14 protein-coding genes are annotated in these 21,496 nt (G+C 69.6%); 4 read left to right on the top strand and 10 right to left on the bottom strand.

The window, feature by feature from the left end:
• Positions 1-376 precede the first annotated feature (376 nt).
• Complete coding sequence (locus tag WH07_RS02990) at positions 377-2,491, top strand: glycosyl hydrolase family 28-related protein (RefSeq protein ID WP_079022898.1); 2,115 nt, start codon at positions 377-379, stop codon at positions 2,489-2,491.
• Between the two features lie 144 nt (positions 2,492-2,635).
• Here the strand turns inward: WH07_RS02990 and WH07_RS02985 are convergent, their stop codons facing one another.
• The 4 genes from WH07_RS02985 to WH07_RS02970 all read right to left on the bottom strand — a co-directional run bounded on the left by WH07_RS02985 (position 2,636) and on the right by WH07_RS02970 (position 9,595).
• Positions 2,636-3,775, bottom strand: a complete 1,140-nt coding sequence (locus tag WH07_RS02985) for an ROK family protein (protein WP_046494922.1) — start codon at positions 3,773-3,775, stop codon at positions 2,636-2,638.
• Between the two features lie 219 nt (positions 3,776-3,994).
• Positions 3,995-7,294 (bottom strand): PQQ-dependent sugar dehydrogenase, encoded by a 3,300-nt coding sequence (locus WH07_RS02980; protein ID WP_232788689.1) that lies wholly within the window; start codon positions 7,292-7,294, stop codon positions 3,995-3,997.
• Positions 7,295-7,416: 122 nt separating this feature from the next.
• Positions 7,417-8,385: a sugar phosphate isomerase/epimerase family protein gene (locus WH07_RS02975; RefSeq protein ID WP_046494920.1), complete on the bottom strand. Its 969-nt coding sequence runs from the start codon at positions 8,383-8,385 to the stop codon at positions 7,417-7,419.
• Between the two features lie 250 nt (positions 8,386-8,635).
• Complete coding sequence (locus WH07_RS02970; protein WP_052744207.1) at positions 8,636-9,595, bottom strand: hypothetical protein; 960 nt, start codon at positions 9,593-9,595, stop codon at positions 8,636-8,638.
• Positions 9,596-10,225: 630 nt separating this feature from the next.
• Between WH07_RS02970 and WH07_RS40210 the strand changes: the two genes are divergently transcribed.
• Positions 10,226-11,839: a hypothetical protein gene (locus tag WH07_RS40210; protein WP_052744206.1), complete on the top strand. Its 1,614-nt coding sequence runs from the start codon at positions 10,226-10,228 to the stop codon at positions 11,837-11,839.
• Positions 11,840-11,868: 29 nt separating this feature from the next.
• On the opposite strand, the gene WH07_RS02960 is transcribed toward WH07_RS40210, so the two are convergent.
• Positions 11,869-12,666 (bottom strand): class II aldolase/adducin family protein, encoded by a 798-nt coding sequence (locus tag WH07_RS02960; RefSeq protein ID WP_046494918.1) that lies wholly within the window; start codon positions 12,664-12,666, stop codon positions 11,869-11,871.
• A gap of 99 nt (positions 12,667-12,765) precedes the next feature.
• Here WH07_RS02960 and WH07_RS02955 point away from each other — a divergent pair, with 99 nt between their 5' ends.
• Positions 12,766-13,572, top strand: a complete 807-nt coding sequence (locus WH07_RS02955; protein WP_079022897.1) for a FadR/GntR family transcriptional regulator — start codon at positions 12,766-12,768, stop codon at positions 13,570-13,572.
• Between the two features lie 257 nt (positions 13,573-13,829).
• Positions 13,830-14,831: a cupin domain-containing protein gene (locus WH07_RS02950; RefSeq protein WP_046494917.1), complete on the top strand. Its 1,002-nt coding sequence runs from the start codon at positions 13,830-13,832 to the stop codon at positions 14,829-14,831.
• 82 nt (positions 14,832-14,913) lie between these two features.
• On the opposite strand, the gene WH07_RS02945 is transcribed toward WH07_RS02950, so the two are convergent.
• The 5 genes from WH07_RS02945 to WH07_RS02925 all read right to left on the bottom strand — a co-directional run bounded on the left by WH07_RS02945 (position 14,914) and on the right by WH07_RS02925 (position 21,492).
• Entirely contained in the window at positions 14,914-15,828 is a 915-nt protein-coding gene (locus WH07_RS02945) for an AAA family ATPase (protein WP_052744209.1), read from the bottom strand.
• A 97-nt stretch (positions 15,829-15,925) separates the two neighbouring features.
• Positions 15,926-17,002 carry a cupin domain-containing protein gene (locus tag WH07_RS02940; protein ID WP_046494914.1) on the bottom strand — a complete coding sequence of 359 codons (1,077 nt, stop codon included), beginning with the start codon at positions 17,000-17,002 and terminating at the stop codon, positions 15,926-15,928.
• 101 nt (positions 17,003-17,103) lie between these two features.
• Complete coding sequence (locus tag WH07_RS02935; protein WP_046494912.1) at positions 17,104-18,333, bottom strand: MFS transporter; 1,230 nt, start codon at positions 18,331-18,333, stop codon at positions 17,104-17,106.
• Between the two features lie 201 nt (positions 18,334-18,534).
• On the bottom strand, positions 18,535-19,671 hold the full coding sequence (locus tag WH07_RS02930) for an ABC transporter ATP-binding protein (protein WP_046494910.1): 1,137 nt from the start codon (positions 19,669-19,671) through the stop codon (positions 18,535-18,537).
• Between the two features lie 24 nt (positions 19,672-19,695).
• Positions 19,696-21,492, bottom strand: coding sequence for an ABC transporter permease (locus WH07_RS02925; protein ID WP_046494908.1), 1,797 nt, complete (start codon positions 21,490-21,492; stop codon positions 19,696-19,698).
• Positions 21,493-21,496 lie beyond the last annotated feature (4 nt).

Below are 21,496 nucleotides of genomic sequence, written 5' to 3'. Positions count from 1 at the left end.
TCCGAATCTTGCCGTCGCCCCCAGGCGCAATTGTCACGCCGCGGGCCGGTCCCCGCCCGTCCGCCGGGGACGCGGGGACGCGGGGACGGGCGGACGCGCGGGGACGGGCGGGCGCATGCGCCCACGGCGCCCGGCCGGGGATCGGCAGTCCCTGTCCTTGCGGCCCCGCGTGCTTCCGGGTTTACGCTCGTGCGCAAAAACCTGACGTCTGCGTGCAGTTCAGCGGCAATGAGATGAAATCAGTTCGCAGGAGCCTTGTGGAACGAACCGCGCGGGACCTAATGTCGCCTCACCTCATGGCGTCCGCTCCGCCGAGCGTCGCAGGCGTTCACCCCTTCCGACCTCCCGACCTTCCGACAGAAACGAGAGCTTTTCGATGTCATGGAGCATCACAGGAGCCGTCACCGGACGGTCCGGCAGTTCCGGTGGCCCCGGCAGACCGCGTAGATCGAGCAGCTCCGGCAGACCCGCACGAAGAGCCGCCGCGGTGGTCGCGGCGGTGACCGCGGCCGCCGCCGGTCTCGGTCTGCTGACCGGTGGAACCGCCCTTGCCCGCAACCCCGCTGACGGGAAGTCAGGACCGGTGGTGACCCGCGCCGCCCTCGATCCGACACTTGTCGCGGGCAGGGGCGCGAACCTGGGCTTCGTCGAGCAGGAGGCGGAGAACGCCACGACGAACGGCTCGGTCATCGGCCCGGACCGTACCGCGTACACCCTGCCCGCCGAGGCCTCGGGACGGAAAGCCGTCCGCCTCACCCCGGGCCAGCACGTCGAGTTCACCCTGCCGAGCGCGGCCAACGCCATCACCGTGCGCTACAGCATTCCCGACGCGCCGGACGGCGGCGGCATCACCGCCCCACTCGATGTCACGGTGAACGGCAGGGACCGCTCCACCATGACCCTCACCTCGCAGTACGCGTGGCTTTACAACCAGTACCCGTTCTCGAACGACCCCAACGCCGGTCTGCTGCACCCGGACTGGTGGATCACCGAGTGCTCCTGTGTACCGGACGCCACCACACCGGCCCCGGTCATCGACAAGCCGTTCCGGCCGAACCACTTCTACGACGAGCAGCGGCTGCTCCTCGGCAGGACCTACCGCGCGGGCGACACCGTACGGCTGACGGTCCCGGCCGGAAGCCGCGCCGCGTGGACGGTCGTCGACCTGCTCGACTCGCACCGCGTCGGCCTGCCGCACATCGAGCCCGTCGCCGCCAACGTACTGGCCTTTGGCGCCGATCCGTCCGGGCGGCGCGACTCCGCCGACGCGCTCGACAGGGCGATCGCCTTCGCGCAGCGCAAGCATCTCAAGGTCTACATACCGCCGGGCACCTACCAGGTGAACCGTCACATCATCGTCGACGACGTGACGATCGTGGGCGCCGGCAACTGGTACACCATCATCAAGGGACGCCAGATTTCCCTCGACACCCCGGCCCCCGACGGTTCCGTCCACACCGGAGTCGGCTTCTACGGCAAGGACGCGGCGGACGGCGGCAGTACCAATGTCCATCTCTCCGGGTTCGCCATCGAGGGCGATGTCCGCGAGCGCATCGACACCGACCAGGTGAACGGCATCGGCGGCGCGATGAGCGACTCGACCATCGACGGCCTGCACATCCGGCACACCAAGGTGGGCCTGTGGTTCGACGGACCGATGTCCAATGTGCGGATCACGAACAATGTCATCGTCGACCAGATCGCCGACGGCCTCAACTTCCATACAGGTGTGACCGATTCGGTCGTGTCGAACAACTTTGTCCGCAACTCGGGTGACGACGGCCTCGCCATGTGGTCCGAGAAGACGGCCAACACCCGTAACACCTTCGACCACAACACCGTGCAGACCCCGGTCCTCGCCAATGGCATCGCCGTCTACGGCGGCAAGGACAACACCGTCTCCAGCAATCTGATCGCCGACCCGATCCGGGAAGGCAGCGCCATCCAGGTCGGATCGCGCTTCGGCGCCGAGGCGTTCACCGGATATCTGCGGATCGCCGACAACACCACGGTCCGCGCCGGAACGTACGAGCTGAACTGGAACATCGGCCTCGGTGCCATCTGGTTCTACGCCCTGGAGAAGAACATCGACGCCGACATCCAGGTGACCGGCGACCACTTCCTCGACAACACCTACAACGCCATCATGCTGGTCAGCGACTGGCCGGTGAAGGACCTGTACTCGATCAGGAATGTCCGCTTCAAGGACATGAGGGTCGACGGTACGGGCACCTCGGTGGTGAGCGCGCGGGTGGCGGGCTCGGCGTCCTTCGAGAATGTGGACGCCCGCAATGTCGGGGCGGTCGGGGTGAACAACTGCGGTTCGTTCAACTTCCCGGCCACGGGCTCGGAGTTCTCGCTGACCGACCTCGGCGGCAACGACGGAGGCGGCACCACAGGGCCCTGGCTCGCCCCCTGGGAACTCCCCAACACCATCACCTGCGACGACCGCCCACCGGTGATCGCGCCGTCCGCGCCGTCCGCGTGGTGACACTGCCGCGATCGCGCGGTCACTGAAGAGCCGGCCCGGTCGGCCGCCCCAGGAGTCATGGGCGGCCGGCCGGGCCGACCGCTGGGTCCTGTCCGGCGAAGATCCGCCGGACAGGGCCTAGTCGGCGCTCGTCGCCGAGTGCGGTCAGGAATGCCCGCCGTACGCGAGTTCGCTGGCCAGCAGCGCCGCTCCGACGACGCCCGCGCGGGGGCCGAGTTCGGACATGACGATCGGCAGATTGCCCGTGGCCAGTGGCAGTGACCGCTTGTAGACCACACTGCGGATCTCGGCGAGCAGCAGATAGCCCAGCCCCGACAGGCCGCCGCCGATGACTATCATCGACGGGTTCATAAAGCTGACCAGGGTGGCGAGCACCTGCCCGACCCGGTGGCCGCCCGCCCGGATGAGATTGACGGAGGCGTTGTCACCGCCCGTGGCACACTCGGCCACATCGACGGCCGTGAGCGTCCCCTGCTCGGCGAGCCGCTCGGCGAGGGCGGGGGACTGTCCGGAGCGTGCGGCCTCCAGGGCGTCACGGGCCAGGGCCACACCGCCGAAGTACGCCTCCAGACAGCCCGTGTTGCCGCAGGAGCAGACCGGTCCGTCGGCCTCGACCTGGATATGGCCGATGTCCCCGGCGCAGCCCTCCGCGCCCCGGTATATCCGGCCGTGGTGCTGCATGCCGGAGCCGATCCCACTGCCGATCTTGACGAAGAGCAGATGGTCGACGGACCTGGCGACTCCGCAGTGTGCCTCGCCGAGCGCCATCACATTGACGTCGTTGTCAACGACCACCGGGCAGCCGTGCTCCTGGGCGAGGGTGTCCCGTACGGGATAGCGGTTCCAGCCGACCATGATCGGTGGGGAGACGGGCACACCGCTGCGGAAGCTGACCGGTCCCGGCAGACCGATGCCGATGGCGTCGAGACGGGTGTAGTGGCCCTGGGCGCGCAGCTTGTGCAGGATCTCGCTGACCCGGTCCAGTACGGCGACCGGGCCCGAGCGGATGTCGGCGGCCTCCGCGTAGGCGGCCACCGGTTCGAGGCCGCCGTCGGTGATCTCGATGTCGATCGAGCTGGCGCCGAGGTCGACGGCCGCGAACCGCAGGCCCGGGTCGAGCTGGACGAGGGTGGAGCGGCGGCCGCCGCGCGAGGCCGCGGGCCCCGCCTCCAGGACCATGCCGGTGGCGACCATCCGGTCGAGCTCGGCGAGGAGCCGTGGGCGCGGCACCTCCAGTCTGTCCGACAACTGGGCCCGGGACAGTGGGCCGTTGTCGCGCAGCATGCTCAATACACGGTACTGAACGCTCACGGGCTCCACTTCCCCAGACTCCCCAAGGCGTCGGCGCGGTCACACCGACCCTTACTGTCCGATCGTACGGAACTTCTGCTCATCCCGCTAAAAGTTGGCCGAAGCGCTGCCCCACCACAGGGGGCAGCGCTTCGGGCAGTGCTGTCGGACGGTGCACGCGGCAGTGCTGTCAGGCACTGCCGCGTGGACACATCAGTCGGTCAGCCCTCCCTTGACGTCCCGGGCGTCCCGCGCGAGGGCGGATCTCGCCGCCGCGTCGGTCACCAGCGCGGAGTCGCCCGCCGAGGTCGCGAACGACTCCAGCACGGAGGCCGCCTGGCTGATCCGTCCGGCCTCGGCGTGCGCGCGCGCCTGGCCGAGCCGGACCGTCAGCCGCTGCTCGCCCTGCGCCGTGATGAGCCCCGCGGCACGGAGCCGGGGGAGCAGCGCGTCGAGGTCGGCGAACGACGTGGTCGTGGTGAAGCGGACGGTCCTGACGGTGGTGTTGCCGGCCTTGTCCTTGGCCGTGACCGTGAGGTCATGGCCTCCCAGCGGCAGCCGCCAGAGCTGTACGGGCTGCCCCGAGGTGATCGCCGCGCCGTCCAGGGTGACGGTCGCGGTGGCAGCGCCGGAGACCGCGTCGGTGGTGCTGATCACCGGCGTGGGCTGCTTGGAGTCGCCATAGGCGGCGTCCGCGTCCACACCGGCGACCGTCACCGAAGGACCGGTCCGGTCGATCCGTACGGTGAGGGTGCCGACCTCCGAGACATTGCCGCCGCTGTCGGTCGCCCGGTACAGGACGGTGGTGGTGCCCTCGGTGGAGAGGGTGACGGCCGAGTTGGCCGCCAGCCAGGTCGTACCACCGTTGACCGAGTACTGACGGCTGCTGACCGTGCCGTTGTCGGTGGCGGTGACACTCAGGGACACATTGCTCGTGTACCAGCCGTCGCCGCCGTTGGGCTGCGCCGGGTTGAGCGCCGCGGACACCTTCGGCGGTGTCTTGTCTGCGACACCGGGACCCTGGAAGGTCAGCGCGTCCAGATCCACACCGCCCGTGCTGGTGACATAGAGCTGCCCGGTCCCCGAAGGCGCGCCGGGGAGCGGAGTGGTGACGGTCTTCGGACCCTCACCGGCCGGTACGGTCACGGTCGCGAACGGCTCCGCGTCCGCGGCGTTCCAGCGCAGCGACAGGGTGCCGGCGCCCGAGGCGAGGGTCTTCACCCCGGTGATACCGGTGAACGAGACCGGGTCGTACGAGATCCAGTCCCCGGCGTCGAAGGAGGTCACCGTGCGCTGACCGGACGCCCCGGCGTCGTCGGTGACGGTGACGCCCTCCGCGGTGTCGTAGTGCTCGGCCTGCATCAGCGCGGGGTTGAGCACCACCTGGGCGTCGCCGGTGGCCGGAGGCACACCGCCCGCGCCCTTGTCGGTGTAGGTGATACCGAGCACACCGAAGACGTTCTCGGTGTCACCGTGTCCGGCGTCGGTGGGTGTGACGACCGCGCCCGAGCAGCCCGTACCGCTGTTGACCGGGTGGCCGTGCTGGTTGTGCCCGAGACCGAAGGTCCAGGCGACCTTGGCGCAGTCGGCCGTATTGCCGTCCTCGACGTCCTCGACCCGGACCCCGTACGGCACGGCGTCGCCCCAGTTGAAGAACCCGCCGTTGGGCGGCGAGGTGATCCCGACCGTCGGAGCGGTGTTGCCGACGGTGATCTGACGGCTCGACAGACCGGTCTTGCCCTGCGGATCGGTGACCTTGAGCCGGGCCTGGAACTGGCCGTTGTCCGGATACGTACGGCTGACCCGGGGGCCGGTGGCGTCGAAGGTGCCGTCGCCGTCGAGGTCCCACTGATACGTCAGCGCGCCGCCCTCGGGGTCGCTGGAGGAGGTGGCGTCGAAGGAGACCGCGAGCGGAGCCTGGCCGGAGGTGCGATCGGCCTTGATCACCGCGGTGGGCGCCTTGTTGCCCTCGGCGTAGTCGATCCGGTAGAGGCCCGCGTCGGGGTTCTGCCGGAAGAAACCGTCACCGTAGTCGAGGACGTAGAGCGCGCCGTCCGGGCCGAACTCCAGGTCCATCGGGTTGTCCCAGGGCGGAATGCCGTTCGCGGACCGCTCGCTGTTGGGCAGGACGTTCTCCAGCTTGGTGACGGGCCCGTCCGGTCCCGCGAGGGTCAGGGCGGCCACATAGTCCTGGGAGAACTCCCCGAGGAACGCCTTGCCGTCCCAGTACTCCGGGAACTTGCCCGGGGACGGGTTGTCCGCGTCGTAGTGGTAGACCGGACCGCCCATCGGGGCCTGGCCGCCGGGTCCGCCCGGGCCGCGGAACGCGGTCAGCTCGGGCCACGGCTGGTCGGTGTCACGGTCTCCGTACCACAGTGTGGCCGGGACGGACGGGGGCAGCTCGGTCAGACCGGTGTTCCAGCGCGAGTCGTTGACCGGCTTGGCACAGTCGAAGGCCGGGCCCGGGGTGAGCGTGGCGAAGTCGAAGTCACGGTACGGCTTGGTGTTGTCACCCGTGCAGAACGGCCAGCCGCTGTTCATGGCCTTGGTGGTGGTCTGCCACTCGACATACCCCATCGGCCCGCGGTTCGGATCGGCCGTGCCCGCGTCGGGGCCGTAGTCGCCCCACATCACGGCGCCGGTCGCCTGGTCCACCGCCAGCCGGAAGGGATTGCGCAGACCCATCACGAAGATCTCGGGCCGCGTCCTGTCCGTACCGGGCGGGAACAGGTTCCCTTCCGGAACGGTGTACGAGCCGTCCTCCCCGACCTTGATACGGAGGATCTTGCCGCGCAGGTCGTTGGTGTTGCCGGAACCACGGCGCTCGTCGAGCCCCGGGTTGTAGGTGGCGGCGTCGTTGATCGGGGTGTAGCCGTTGACATTGGGGCCCGACGCCGGTGTGTTGCCGCCGGTGGCGAGATAGAGATTGCCGTCCGCGTCGAAGTCCACGTCTCCCGCGACATGGCAGCACTGGCCGCGGTTGGAGTCGACCCGGATGATCTCCTGGGCGGTGGACAGATCCAGCTTGTCCCCGGTCCACTTGAAGCGGGTGAGGGAGTCGTACCCCTTCCACCGGTCCCAGTACGAGTCGGTCTCGCCCGCGGGCAACTGGAGCGGCGCCGAGCCGGCCGGAGTGTTCAGGGGCGGCGAGTAGTAGAGGTAGACCCACTTGTTGGAGGCGAAGTCCGGGTCCAGGGTGACGGTCTGGAGCCCCATCTCCGAGTTCTGGTACACGTCGATGTGGTTGACGACCTTGGTCACACCGCTGCCGGGATCGGTGAGCCGCAGATCACCGTTGCGCGCGGTGTGCAGGACCCGGTTGTCGGGCAGTACGGCGAGATCGATCGGCTCGCCGGTGTCCTTGGTGAGGGTGACCTTCTCGTAGTTCGCCCAGTCCAGGGCGTGTTCATGGTTCTCGTGTGCTTGAGCCGCGGGCGCGACGGCCACCATGCCGAGCGCGGGCAGCGCCGCGAGCAGGACACCCGAGATCAGGCGTCTGAGGGAACGGTGCACGGGGATGCGTCTCCTTGGTCGCTGACGGGCGGGAGGGTGCGCGACCGGGCCCGTCCGGCCTACCGTAACGGCGATACGCCGGTACGGCGGTTCCGGCGGGCCGGGCCCGGTCGGTGTGCGAGCTAGGCGAGCAGACCCTTCAGCGCCGTGAAGCTCCGCTCGGCGGCACCGAGCGAACCCGGCGGATTCGGCTGGGTGTTGGGCGCGGTGTCCTGCTCCCAGATACCGATGTGGGACTCGCGGGGACCGATGTCACGGACGAACTTCTCGTACGGCAGATCGCCCGCGCCGAACTCGACGATGTCGTAGCCGTCCGCCTTCGACGGATTGCTGTCGCCGTCCTTCATGTGGAACAGCGGGTAGCGGTACGGCTGGTTGCGCACATACGCCGCCGGGTCGAAGCCGGGCCAGCGGTACTGGCCGACATACGCCCAGTAGACGTCCATCTCCAGATAGACATGGCGCGGATCGGTGTTCCGGAGGAACACGTCGTACAGCCGTACCGACGGCTGGTCGGTGGCGAAGGCGAACTCGCCCGCGTGGTTGTGCTGGTAGAGCTTGAGACCGCGGGCGGTGGCCGCCGCGCCCCAGGTGTTGAACTCCTCGGCGGCGGCGAGATAGCCCGCGACCGTGTTCACATTCGTCGGGGCGTTGGCGGTTCCGACATGCGGCATGCCGAGGATCTCGGCCGCGTCGAGTTCGCCCTGGATGTTGTTGCGCAGATTGCCGATGCCGACGTGGCTGCCCACCGCGCGCAGCCCGTTGTCGTCGAGGAGCCGCCGGATCTCGGGGAGGGTGATCTGCCGGCCCAGGATCGAGGTGTTCTGGGTGTATCCGGCGAACTCGATCTCCTTGTAACCGATACGGGCCAGCTCCGGCAGCACGACGCCGAAGCCGAGCGCGCTGACCTTGTCGCGGATGCTGTAGAGCTGGATGCCGATGCGGTCCTTGGGGATGGACAGGCCGCGGGTCGCGGCGGAGGCGTTCGCCGCCGTCGCTCCGGTGACCGAGGCGGCGGCGAGCGCCACGGTGGTGCCGACGGTGGCGCGCAGGAAGTCCCTGCGGTCGAAGGACTTGTGCAGATGGCCCATGGCCACTCCTGAGGGAGGAAAGAAGGTGAGAACGCTCGGGGGCGCTGCGCCGCCCGTGCCACGCCGCCCGGTCGGCGACGGCCGGTCGAGGTGTGCTGAAGGTGCGTGGCAGTGGGGCGGTGCCGCGGTGGCGGCGCGCCGGGACCGGTGGTCCTTCGGCGGGGTGCCGCGCTGCGACGGTGGCCGTCGCGGGGGTGCCATGACAGGCCGATGACCCCGCGTGGCCGCCGCGTTGACCGGTGCCGGCTGGTTACAGACGGGTCGCGCCGGCGGCCTTGGCCTCGGCCCTGGCCTCGGCGGCCCGCTCCGCGGCCTTCTCGGCGAGGCCGTCCCCGCGGTCCTGCGGCGCCGCCTTGAAGGAGCGCGCGGCGGCCGATGCGGCACCGGCCGCGGTCGTCTCGCCGGTTATGCCGCCGCGGATCCGGGCCAGTTCACCGACCTGGAGCACGGGCGAGTTGTTGGTGGCGGTCAGCTTGCCCCGGACGATCGCGTTGTCCAGTACGGCGGTCGCGGTGTTGTCGGTGACCGCCAGGTTCCCGTCCAGGTACGTGGCTCCCGAGCAGGAGCCGAGCAGCCCCTCGCCGCCGAGCTGGAGCGTGTCGGAGTTCGCCTTGTACACCGTGTCGCCGTACACCTCGCTGGCGCACAGGACTCCGCCGAGCGCGTTGCCGTTCACGGTCAGCTTTCCGTCGACGGTGCTGTCGTAGACGTCGGAGTACTGGTTCGCCTCGCCGGTCAGACTGCCGTCCACGGTGCTGCCGGAGACGTACAGTTCGCCGGCCTGGGCTCTGACATTGCCGTCGAGCGTCGAGTCGACGGCGTACAGGAAACCCTGGTTGGCGGTGATCGCGCCCTTGACGGTGGTGCCCTGCAGATGGGTACCGAAAGCGCCCTGCGCGGTCAGCGCACCCTTCACCGAGGTGTCGGTGAGATCGGCATAGGCGTTCTCGCCCACGCTGAGCCCGCCGTTGAGGGTGGCGCCCGAGGCGACGAGGTCGGCCCCGGCCTGCACCGTCACGGTGCCCTTGACCTTCGTACCCGTCAGGGTGCACGACTGCCCGGCCGGTACGACCAGATCGCCGCCGACGGTGACGGCCCCGCCATCACCCACACAGGTGGTGTAGAGGGCCGCCTGCGCGGATCCCGCGAACGCGACGAGACTTCCGGAGGCCACCAACGAGGCCGTGGCGACGAACGTGCGGATCTTCATATCGCTTCCCTTCTGCTGCGGTCACGACCGCGCGGGTCGGCGCGGTCCGATACCCCGTATGACGACGTTCGCCGGCGTGTGCCGACGAGGTCCTGCACAGTGCGCGAGCGTGCGGCCGTCGCGACGGCTGACGCGCAGCGCCTAGGGTCGGGCGGGGCCCGGCCGTGGGGGGAGACGAACAAAGACAAGGACGAACTGAGACAGAGGTGCTGTACGGCGTTCGCGGGAGCGCCGGTAGGTCGTGGTGCGGTTGAGCGGTGTGGGTGTTACCGCGACGAAACACTTGCCTGGTTGGGCCGAGACATTAGGGCGACGTGTGGGGGCTGTCCAGAGGTTCGGATGAAATCTCCGGAACTTTCTCATGATCCGTCAAAAGATAGGCCCCCCAGGTAAAAAGCTGGCGGATGCGGGCATGTGGCGTGCCCGATTCACGGCCTGGAGCGATTTGGGCCCCTGTCTGGGCCCTGCCGTGGGTCCTGGACTGGGCCTGTGGACCCTGCTGTTGGGGCTCGGGTTGTTCTTACGCTGCTCTGCGTTCGGGGGACGTTCACGACATGGGGTGAGGAGCGGATGGTGGAGAGCGCCGGGGATATATCGGATTGGCATGCCCATGCCGATAGGGCCGTCGCGATGCGGGAGGACCGGGGTCAGGGCGGCGTCGAGTACGTCGCCGTGGCCGGGGTGGTCGCGCTGATCGTCGCGGCGATCGTGGGACTGACCGTGCCCGAGGACGAGGCGGTGGGGCTCAAGGACGCGGTCTGCCGGATCGTTCATGCCGCCGACGGCGACTCCGGGTGCGATTCGGGCAACAAGGGTGGCGGTGGCGGCGGGGACGACGGTGGCGGAGGCGACGGCGAGGGGCCCGCCGTACCGCCCGGCGATCCGTTCCAGCCCGCCAAGTGTCTGCTGTCGCAGGATCAGACCAAGGACACCGTGGTCATCCAGATCCTCTTCATCAAGATCAGCAGCTCGGAGACGGTGAAGCTCCAGCAGTGGTCCGACGGTACGGTGACGCTGGAGCGGGTGACGGAGTCCGGGGCCGGGGTCACGGCGAGCATCTCGGCGGGTATCCCGGGGTTGAAGGACTGGGGCGGCAGCGCCTCGCTGAGCGGTTCCTATGTGGCGGGCAGCGGCAGCGGCGGTCAGTGGCTGTTCAACGGGAACAAGAGCGACAACCCCCAGGCCGACCTTGAGGCCAATCTGGCGGACGCCAAGCAGTTCGCCGAGTATCTGAAGGCCATGGACGACTGCAACAGCCGTCCGGCGGGCCCCCGTTCCTCCGAACTCGGAATGATCTGCGGCTACCACGCGGGCAAGAAGAAGCCCGACCTCGAACCGGAGCGCGCGCCGGACGTCGACATCACCAAGACGAGTACCGAGGTGTCGGGCGGGGTGAGCTTCGGCAAGTCGTTCAAGAAGGGCAGCGGGGAGGGCGGCAAGGACGGCAAGCCCAAGGACCTCGGCAGCATCTCCGGCGAGACGTTCTCGGGCTCGATGACCGAGGACGTGGTGGTCCTGCGGAACAAGACGGGACCGGACGCCGGGAAGATCACCTTCGTCTACACCTTCTCGGTGAGCGGCAAGGCCGGCGAGGTGGGCCAGGCGACCGGCACGCGGATGCAGCAGGTGGCGGTCACCTATGACGCGGCCATGTACGACGAGGAGGAGAAGAACGGACGGCCGCACCATCCGCAGAAGATGGTGATCACGACCAGCCAGGAGTCCGGGGACGGGCCTGGGATCAATGTCGGGGCCGGGGCCAACGCGGGACCTGTCACGATCGATGTCGGCGGGGGCGGCGGGGAGATCGAGTCGCAGATCCACACCGAGTCCGCCGAACTGGTCCTCGACAACGACGCGGACAGCACGCTGGTGGAGGACTGGCTGCGCGGGCGCGGTGACTTCCCGGCCAGTGACGCGCTGCCGACGCCGTCGGACGCGGCGGAGGCGCCGGACGCGGACACGGGCCCGCTGGAGCGGCTGCTGCACGACAAGGGCAAGCTCTCCAAGCTGGACTACAAGGCCAACACCGACTGGTGGAACGCCTCGCTCGGCATCGGCTTCGGTATCTCCGCCGGACAGGTCACCGTGGGTTTCAAGCTCTTCGGCATCGACATCACCCACGAGCACAAGGAACAGACCATCACCGGCAATCCGACCTACGCCACGGGCCCCAAAAGCGGCGGCACCCGCCCCTGGGTCGAATGGAAGAACTGCACCCAGACCAAACCTGTCACGGCCTGACGCGCCATCACGAGGTGCTTCGCCGGTGGTCAGCGCAGTGGGGTGTGAGGGCCCTCGTGGGTGGCCCGTGCTTCCAGGTGCTGCCACATCGTCGTGGTGGTGAACGAGGGGCCCAGGTCGGGGAGTTCGGCCAGGTCCTCGTCGCTGATCGGGTGGAGAGGGGCGCCGACGGCGGCTATGGAGAGGGTCATTTTCGCCAGTGAGTCCACCGCCAGGGCCAGGGTGACGGCCGTGGCCACGGCGTCCGCCGGGTCGCCGGTGCCCACGGTCACCAGGCCGTGCCCCTTGAGCACCACCACCGGGCGGTCGCCCAGCGCGGCGGTCATCGGCGCGGCCAGGTCGCGGCGGCGGATCAGGGCCGAGCGGGGCCAGACCGGGATGCCGTCGCGGGCGAGGCGGGCGGCGGGGATGTCGTACGAGCCGACCAGCGGAAGCCAGGGGAGCCCGGCGGCCGAGGCCGCGACGACCGCCGGCGGATGCGCGTGCACGACCGCGGTGACCTCCGGCCGGGCGCGCAGGATCTCGGTGTGGAGGGGCAGTTCGTTGGGCGGCGCCCATCCGTCGGCGCCGCCTTCGCCCGTACGACGGCCGTCGAGGTCGACTTCCTGGACATCGTCGACGACGGTGAAGGCCAGCCCGCGTTCCCGGGGGCCCCGTCCCCGTATCAGCAGCCTGTCCGCACCCACACGCGCGCCGACATGGCCGAGGATGTGCTCGACCAGCCCCGTGACGGCCAGCACTCGGCACGCCATGGCCACCCGCTCGCGCAGCGCCTCGTACCCCTGCTCGTCGCGCGGTGCTCCGCCGCCGGGCGCACGGTCGGTCATCGGGTGCCCTTCCGGCGATCTTCCTGGTATTTTGGTATGACCTTAAACCATTGGTCTGAGGGCCGTCAAACGAGCGTCCCGCCGTGGGACACTGTGCGCATGCCAACCCGACCCAGGAGCCAGCCTCCGGCAGCGCAGACCGGTGGCGAGACGCCTGCCGGGCGACTTCCCGTGCCCGAAGAGCTGTTCAAGACCGTTTCCTCCAGCCGTGTCTCGCAGGTCATCGTCGATCAGATCCGGCTGCTGCTGAAGGAGGAGCGGCTCAAACCCGGCGACCGGCTGCCGAGTGAGCGCGAGCTGTGCGTGCACTTCGGGGTCAGCCGGGTGACCGTGCGCGAAGCGCTGCGCATCCTTGAGGCCAGCGGGCTCGTGGAGATCCGGGTCGGTGCCCGCGGCGGCGCCTTCGTCACCACGCCCGACGCGCGCCAGGTGGGGGAGGGTCTCGCCACCCTGCTGTCGCTGTCGCCGCTCACCGCCGCCGAGGTCACAGAGGCGCGGCTCGTCGTCGAGTTGGGCATCGTCCCCCTGATCGTCGAACGGGCGACACAGGAGGACCTGGACGACCTGCGGGCGATGTGCGACGAGCACGCCGAGGCGCTGGAGCGCGGCGAGTACACCATGGAACTGTCCGCGGACTTCCACACCCGTGTCGCGGCCTGTACGCACAACGCCGCGATCAAGATGCTGGTCGAGTCCTTCCATGGCCCCCTGCTGATGAGCCTGCGGCAGGCCCAGACCGTCGAGCCGCAGATGGGCCTGCTCGGTTCGAAGGAACACCGGGACTTCGTCGAGGCCGTCGCCGCGCGCGACCTCGACGCCGCGACCGCGACCATGAACGCCCACCTCCAGCGGACGGCGTCCCGGGTCAAGGACGAGCACGCGGAAGGCGGCCCGGCCACAGGCTGACACTGTCGAGCCCCACCGGCGCCCCATGACGACTCCTCGTCATGGGGCGCCTTTCTGTGTGCTCCTTCTATGTGCTCCCCGGTGAGTGGCGTGCTTTACGCCGCGTGCTTTCGCCGCGCGTGGTTGTTCCCGGCGGTTGTTCCCGGAGGCCGAATCGTCCCAAGGGGTGACGGACGACACGCGCAGGTATTATGGTTAGACCACTGAACCGAACTGTAGATGCCGCACCACTATGCCCGCACAGCACAGGAGGACCCATGGGAGCGAAAGGGCGCGTCTTCGTCCGCGGCCTGACGTCCGAGACCTACGGTCTCGACGAATTCCGCCGGCAGCAGCTCGCGGTGGACAGAGTGCGCGACGACTCGGTGGTCGTCGACGACGCCAAGGTCGGCCACTCCGGCGACAGCGAGCAGTCCCGTACCTGGTGGCGTGTCGGCCCCGGTGACGAGGACTTCCTCACCCAGACGATCCAGGTCCACTTCGTGGAACTCCCGCCCGAGTCCAGCAACCACGGACACGGCCACCAGAACGAGGCGGCCTTCTACATCCTGCGCGGGCGCGGTTACGAGATCCACGACGACCAGCGCTACGACTGGGCCAAGGACGACCTCGTCTTCGTCCACACCGACTCCGTCCACCGCCACTTCAACCCGTACGGCGAGACGGCCACCGCACTCGTCGTCAAGGCCAAGAGCACCTGGATGTTCATGGGCCTGTGGCAGCAGGGCCGCAGCGGCCCGGTGAAGCGTGAGGCCGAGTTCGGGCCCCGCGAGGACTGGTCCAGCATCTGGACCCCGGGTGTCCTGGACCGCAAGAAGGTCATCAGCCCGGCGGACACCAAGTGGGAGAACACCCCGCTCGGCCGGGTCCGGGTGATGTCCTCCCCGGAGCGCACCGACGCCCGGATCTTCTCCGTCGACGCCTTCGAGCTCGACATCCCCGCGGGCAGCCGCTCCGGCAAGTACTGGAAGATGGCCGACGAGGTCTTCTACGTCCTCGAAGGCGGCGGCTACGCGCTCCAGTGGGAGGTCGAGGCCGAGATCGCCGAGAAGTACTACGCGCGGATCGCCCTGGAGCCCACCCGGTACGAGATCACCCAGGGCGACACCCTCTACGTACCGCAGAACCACATCTGCCAGCTCTTCGCCGCCGACGGCACACCGCTGCGTCTCTTCTCCTCGCAGAACCGTGTGTTCAAGCACCTCGGTTACGACAACGTCCACTTCCTGGAGGACGCTCCCGAGTACAGCGCGCGGTAGAGGTCCCGGCACCCGCCGCGCACGAGGCCGCGCCCCCGACCGGGGACGCGGCCTCGTCGTACGTTCACACTCGCCGTACGTTTCACGCTCCGGCCCGCTCACACTCGGCCCGGGGCCCGCCCGCCGAGCTCTCCTCCGCCGCCGCGATCAGATCGTCCGCCCCCAGCAGGGACGGGTCGCGCGCGGTTTCCAGCCGCAGTGCGAGGGCGCCGTGCACCGTCTTGCGTATCCGCCGCCCGTCCAGACCGGCGAGCAGCTTCCCCACCCGCCGGTGCACCGCGGTGTCCTCGGCCAGCGCTCCCAACGCGGGCCACTGGGACGCCAGTTCGCGCAACGAGTCCGCCACGATCAGCGGGATCACGGACTCGTCCGGCAGAGCGGTCCTTACGACCAGGTCGGCGCGGGACAGAAACGCGTCGTCGACCGCCTCGGCGAAGTTCGTCGTGACCACCAGCAGGGTGCCGGGACGCTCGGCGCGCAGCGCGTCCAGCCCGCTGAGCACGGCATCGGTCGCCCGGTGGACATCGACGGGATTGGTGTCGAACGAGGCGGCCTGCCGGCGCACCGCCAGCGCCTCGACCTCGTCCACGAGAACCAGCGTGTGCGGACGGCGCGCGGCCAGTTCCGGCAGGGTCTCCCGGAAGAGCCGGGAGACCGAGCGCTGGCTCTCGCCCAGCATCTCGCTGGGGAAGGCATGCGGATCGACCTCGACGAGGGTGGTCGCGCCGTGCGGTGCCAGGGTCCGCGCGGCGGCCTGCGCCAGCCCTTGGGCCAGGGTCGACTTGCCGGTGCCCGGCGGTCCCGCGAGGACGATCAGACCGTGCGGCGCCACGGCGGAGCCCGCGAGCCGCGCCCCGTGCCGGAGCACGAGGACGGCGGTCGCGAGCAGCCGTTCCTTGACCCGGGGACCGGTGATCACCGCGTCCCACGGGCCGTCGTGGTGACCGGCGGGCAGGGCATGGATCCCCGCCACACCGTGCGGCAGAGCTACGGTCACCTCGTACACCTTCCGTGCGATCCCACCGCGCTCCCGTCCGTGGCACAACCGCGCACAGCACGAGCGCGCGTGGCGCGACAGCTCATGGCGCCACCGCTCATGGCCAGGTGGGCCGCCGGAGCGGCGGCCACTCGACGGTCGACGGGTCACCGGCCTGCGCGTCCCGGATGTGGTCCGGCGGCTCCTCGAACAGCACCAGCGGATCGCACAGCGCCCGCATGGTCTCCAGCAGACTGTCGAACATATGGATGCGCACCACCTTCGCCGTACGCGACGGGTCGGTGTTGATGTGCTGGTGCCACAGGAAGTGGTCGACGACGATCAGATCGCCCTTCTTCCAGGGGTGCCGCTCGCCGCCCTCCGGCTCGGTGCCCAGATAGCTCTCGCCCGAGCCCTCCACCACGTACAGCCAGGCCTCGCCCGGGTGCCGGTGCATCGACTGGGCGCGGCCGGGACCGATTTCGAACATGGCCATGGTGATGCCGGAGGCCTGGTAGCCGATGGCCTGGTCGAGCAGGAAAGTGGTACGGGTACCGCGCGGAGTGTTGCGCAGTTCCAGCTCGTCCCAGCTCGTGTGCAGCCGTCCCGAGCGGCGGGCCCGCTGGTCGCGGGCGAGCCGGCGCAGCCGCGCGGCGTACGGATCGGCCCCGTCGTGTCCCTCGGAGTACGGCGGCCGCGGCGGGAGTGTGTCCCAGGAAGCGTGTCCCGCGTCCTCGATGACGGCCATGCCCATGGTCTCCAGGAGCGGTTCGCTGGAGAACGTCAGATAGCGCGCTGTCGCGGCCCCCGGTTCGCCGGCATTGCCACTGCGGTGCCAGGACCAGGCAGGGAAGTGCAGGGAGTCGCCCGGCCCCCACTCGACGCGCTCCCCGTCGATCTCGGACCAGCCGTGCCCGGCCACCACGAACACCATGGCGTCCCACGAGTGGCGGTGTGTTGTGGTCGTCGTCCCCGGACCGAGTTCATGGACCAGGGCGTCCATGGTGCGGGTCGGCCGGTCGCCGTCGGCGCCGACGTACACCCCCACCCGGCTGCCGCGCGCGGTGGGATGTGTCTCGACGTCCTCGTGTGCGACGACGGTGCGGTGGTTCTTGCGCCAGTCCTCGATGAACTGGGCGCGGCGGCGTTTCTGTACGTGGTAGTGGGTGGTTTCGGTCGTGGTGTGCGTACTCATGGTTCCTTCCGGCTGTCGGCGGGCGGGAGTTGTACGACGAGAGGGGCCGGCGAGAGGGGTACAGGCGGGGAGTGTGTACGAGAGGGAGGACACGCGCCGGGTCAGGTGGAGGCGGGCTGCGCCTTCGGCACGCTGTAGTCGCGGACCGTACGGCTGCCGAGGGCGCTCAGCCCGGACACGGCGGTGGGGACCAGACCGCCGAGCGTGAGCGCGAGCACGGGACCCGCCACTCCGGCGAGCGCGCCGATCACGGAGTCCCCGATCGCGGGACCGCCCCGTGAGCACATCTGGTAGATGGCGGAGACCCGTCCGCGCAGTGTGTCCGGTGTCTCCACCTGCACCGCGGCATGCCGGACGGTGGTGGCGAGCGCGTCCGCGGCCCCGAGGGCCAGGGCCATCACGATCGCCACCGGGAACACCCGTGACTGCGCGAGACCCGCCACGGCCAGCCCGTACGCGGCCGTGGCCCACAGGACGATCCGGCCCGAACGCGCGGTACGCACCAGCTTGAAGACCCACACGGAACCGATCAGCGCCCCCGCCGAGGGAGCGGCGGCGAGCAGGCCGTACCCGGTGGCCCCGGTGTGCAGCACGTCCGCGGCGAACGCGGGCAGCAGCACCCGGTACGCGCCGAACACCGTGGCCGCCAGATCGAGCCCCATGAGCTGCCGTACCAGCGGCTTGCCGCCGACATACGCCACGCCTTCGCGCAGGCTCTCCAGCAGCGACGTCCGCTCGTCGGCCACGGCCAGCGGCGGAACCCGCAGCACGGCGAGGACGGCGACGAGCGCCCCGTACGTCACGGTGTCGAAGACATAGACCGCGCCGGGGCCGCCGGCCGCGATGAGCAGACCCGCGAGCGCGGGGCCCACCAGAACCGCCAGTTCGCGCGAGGGGTTGAGCAGGGCGAAGGCGTCGACGAGCCGCTCCCTCGGCACCATCGCGGGGATCAGCGCCTGGCGGGCCGGCTGGTCGAAGGTAGCCGCCGCCGTCGCCAGCAGCGAGGAGACGACGACCGTCCAGACCGTGGCCGCGTCGGCGAGGGTGACGGCGGCGAGCCCGGCCGACACGACGAGCGCCAGACACTGGGTCACCTGGAGCAGGCGCCGCCGGTCGAGCCGGTCGGCGTAGATACCGCCGAGCGGAGACAGCACCAGCAGGGCGACGGCCTGCGCGAGGCCGACGAGGCCCACCTGCGCGGTGGAGCCGGTGAGTTCGTAGACCTGGTAGAGATTGGCGGCGACGGCTCCCCGTGTCCCGATCTGGGACAGGATCACACCGCCCCAGTAGAGGGTGAAGTCACGGTTGCGCAGCACCTCGGGTATCGCCATGCGGGACACTACGCCTCTCCCTGGTTCCGGTGTCCGTTCCCGGGCCGTTGTGACCGGGCCGGCGGTGACGGGCTTGTTGTGACGGGCGGCTTGTGACCGGGCCGCTCGTGACCGGGCCGCTTGTGACCGGGCCCGTGGTGACCGGGCCGCTCTTCCGGGTCCTGACCGGCCCAGGAAGAGCGGCCCGGAGGCCCGTACATCTCAGTCGACCGGTACGAGCGTGACCTTCTCCGGAGCCACGGTGAGATGCACCTCGGTGCCCGGCGGTATCGACACCGTCGGGTTGGAGCGGCTGCGGATCTCCAGATCGCCGACCCCGGTGATGTGGTCGATGGCGTCGCCGAGGAACGCGCGCGTACGGACCTTCCCCGACCACTCGTTGGGAACGTCGCCCCGCGGCGTGGTGGAGACGTCGATCGACTCCGGCCGGATCGACAGCAGGACCGAGTCCCCGGCGGCGGGCGTCCTCGGACACTCCCGCGCCACCAGCCGCCCCTGCGTGGTCTCGACGGTCACCTCGTCGCCCGTCACCGACACCACCCTGGCCTCGATGAAGTTGGACGTACCGATGAACTCGGCGACGAACCGGGTGGCCGGCTTGGTGTAGATCTCGCGCGGCTTGCCGATCTGCTCGATGCGTCCCTCGTTCATCACCGCTATCCGGTTGGACATCACCAGCGCCTCGGACTGGTCATGGGTCACATAGATCGCGGTGAGGTTCAGCTCCCGCTGGAGCCGCTTGAGTTCGAAGCGCATGCTCTCGCGCAGCTTGGCGTCGAGATTGGAGAGCGGCTCGTCGAGCAGCATCAGCTCCGGCTGGGTCACCAGCGCCCGGGCCAGCGCGAGGCGCTGCTGCTGGCCGCCGGAGAGCTTGGTGGCCGGCCGGGAGGCGTACGCGCCCAGCTCGATCACGTCGAGCACCTGCTGGACACGCTCCTCGATCTCCTTGCGCCCGGGCCGCTTGGCGCGGGGCATCACATCGAGCGGGAACGAGACGTTCTTGAAGACCGACATGTGCGGCCAGATCGCGTACGACTGGAAGACCATGCCGAAACCACGGCGGTTGGCCCGCAGATTGATCCCCTTCGCGGAGTCGAACAGCACCCGGTCGCCGAGGCTGACCCGGCCGGCCGTGGGGTGTTCGAGGCCCGCGATGGAGCGCAGGGTGGTGGTCTTGCCGCAGCCGGACGGGCCGAGCAGGGTGAACAGCTCACCGTCGCGTACGTCGAAGTCGACTCCGTCGACGGCGAAGACACGGGTGCTGTCGGCGGACTTGCGGCGGCGCGCGGAGCCCGCGGACGATTCATAGCTCTTGGCGAGGGATTCGACAGTCAGCATCCCTGGTGTCCCTTCGGGCAGGTGCTAGTTCGACGAGTCGCCCTGCAGCCCGAAGCGGGCTCCCAGGCGGTAGGCGATGGAGACGAGCAGGACAAGGATCAGGACCATGCAGACACCGAGCGCGGCGAGCGTGGTGAACTGGCCGTTCTCGAACTGCTCCCAGATCAGGACCGAGAGCACTTCCTTGCCGGGGCTGTAGAGCAGGATCGTGCTCGACAGTTCGCGGAAGGACACCACGAGGATGTAGACCCAGCCGGCCAGGATGCCGCTGCTCATCAGCGGCAGCAGCACCCGCCGGAAGGTCTGGAACCACGAGGCGCCCGAGACCGCCGCCGACTCCTCCAGCTCCGGCGACATCTGGGCCATCGCCGCGGACGAGTAGCGCATCCCGTACGGCAGATAGCGGGTGCAGTACGACACGAGCAGGATCAGCAGCGTGCCGTAGATCGGCAGCGGCATCCGCAGATAGACGAAGGACAGCGCCAGGCCGAGGACCAGCCCGGGGATCACGATGGGGGTGAAGGCGAGCAGGTCGAGCACCCGCCGCCCCGGTGCCCTGGTGCGCAGCACCACCCAGGAGACGATCGAGGTCAGCAGCATGACCGCGGTGGCCGCGCCGATGCCGACGATCAGTGAGTTCTTCAGCGCGGTGAAGGCGAGGGGCATGTGCAGCACCTCGCTGTAGTTCTCCAGCGACATCGAGCTGAGCGTCTTGCGGGAGGGCGCGGCGTAGTACTTGAGCAGGGACGCGTAGACGAGGACCGCGACCGGCAGGACCACCGTGACCAGGAAGTACACGATCACCCCGGCGCCCACCCAGGGCCGTGCCCGGCCCAGGTCCACCGGCCGGGGCCGGAACGCCTTGCCGGTCACGGTCTGGAAGTTGCGCGAGGAGCGCTGGAGCCAGCCGGAGAGCAGCACCCCGGCCGCCGCGATCACCAGCAGCCCGATGGCCAGCGCGCCCGCGGCGCCGTAGTCGATCGGATAGGCGCGCAGGACGAAGTAGATCCGGCTGGTGAAGACGTAGATGCCGTTCTGGAGTCCCAGCAGGCCGGGTACCTCGAAGCTCTCCAGGGACTGGACGAACATCAGCAGCGAGGCCGAGATCATCGCCGGGCGCAGCAGCGGGACGGTGATCCGCCGCAGTACGGTGAGCCGCCGGGCGCCGGACATCGCCGCGGACTCCTCCAGCGAGGGGTCCATCGCCCGGAACGCGGCGACCATGAGCAGGAAGGTGACGGGGGCCAGATGCAGCCCCTGCACCCAGATCATGCCCCACACACTGAAGATGTTGACCGGTGCGGTGCCGAACAGCGGCTGGAAGATCAGGGTGTTGATGACGCCGCTCGACGGGTCGCCGAGGAAGATCCACGAGGTCGCGTACAGGATGCCGGGCACGATCAGCGGCACCAGCGAGGCCGCGAAGAACAGCCCCTTGAAGGGGGTGTCGGTACGGACCTGGATATAGGCCAGGACCGTACCGAGCACCAGCGCGAGCGCCGCCGAACCGAGCGCGAAGCCCAGCGAGTTGAGCATCATCGAGCCGGCCTGGGAGTTGCCTCCGTAGGCACGGCTGAACGCGCCGAACGAGACACCGGTGCCGGTGCTGTTCAGAAAGGTGTCATGGATGAGATAGCCCAGCGGTACGAGGGCGAGATAGCCGACGATCACCACGGCGCCGCCGACCAGGAGGCCCTGGAAGGAGAGCAGTCGCCGCAGCAGCCCCGCGAACCGGCCGGGGGACGCGGGCTCGGGGGAGGCCCCCGTGCCCGGAGTCCCCTGGCCGCCCTGCGGAGCGGTGGCGGTGGAGGCGAGTGCCATCGCG

Origin of the sequence: Streptomyces odonnellii (assembly GCF_000981895.1) — a bacterium.
GTDB classification, from domain to species: domain Bacteria; phylum Actinomycetota; class Actinomycetes; order Streptomycetales; family Streptomycetaceae; genus Streptomyces; species Streptomyces odonnellii.
This window is presented reverse-complemented; position numbering and strand designations above follow the sequence as displayed.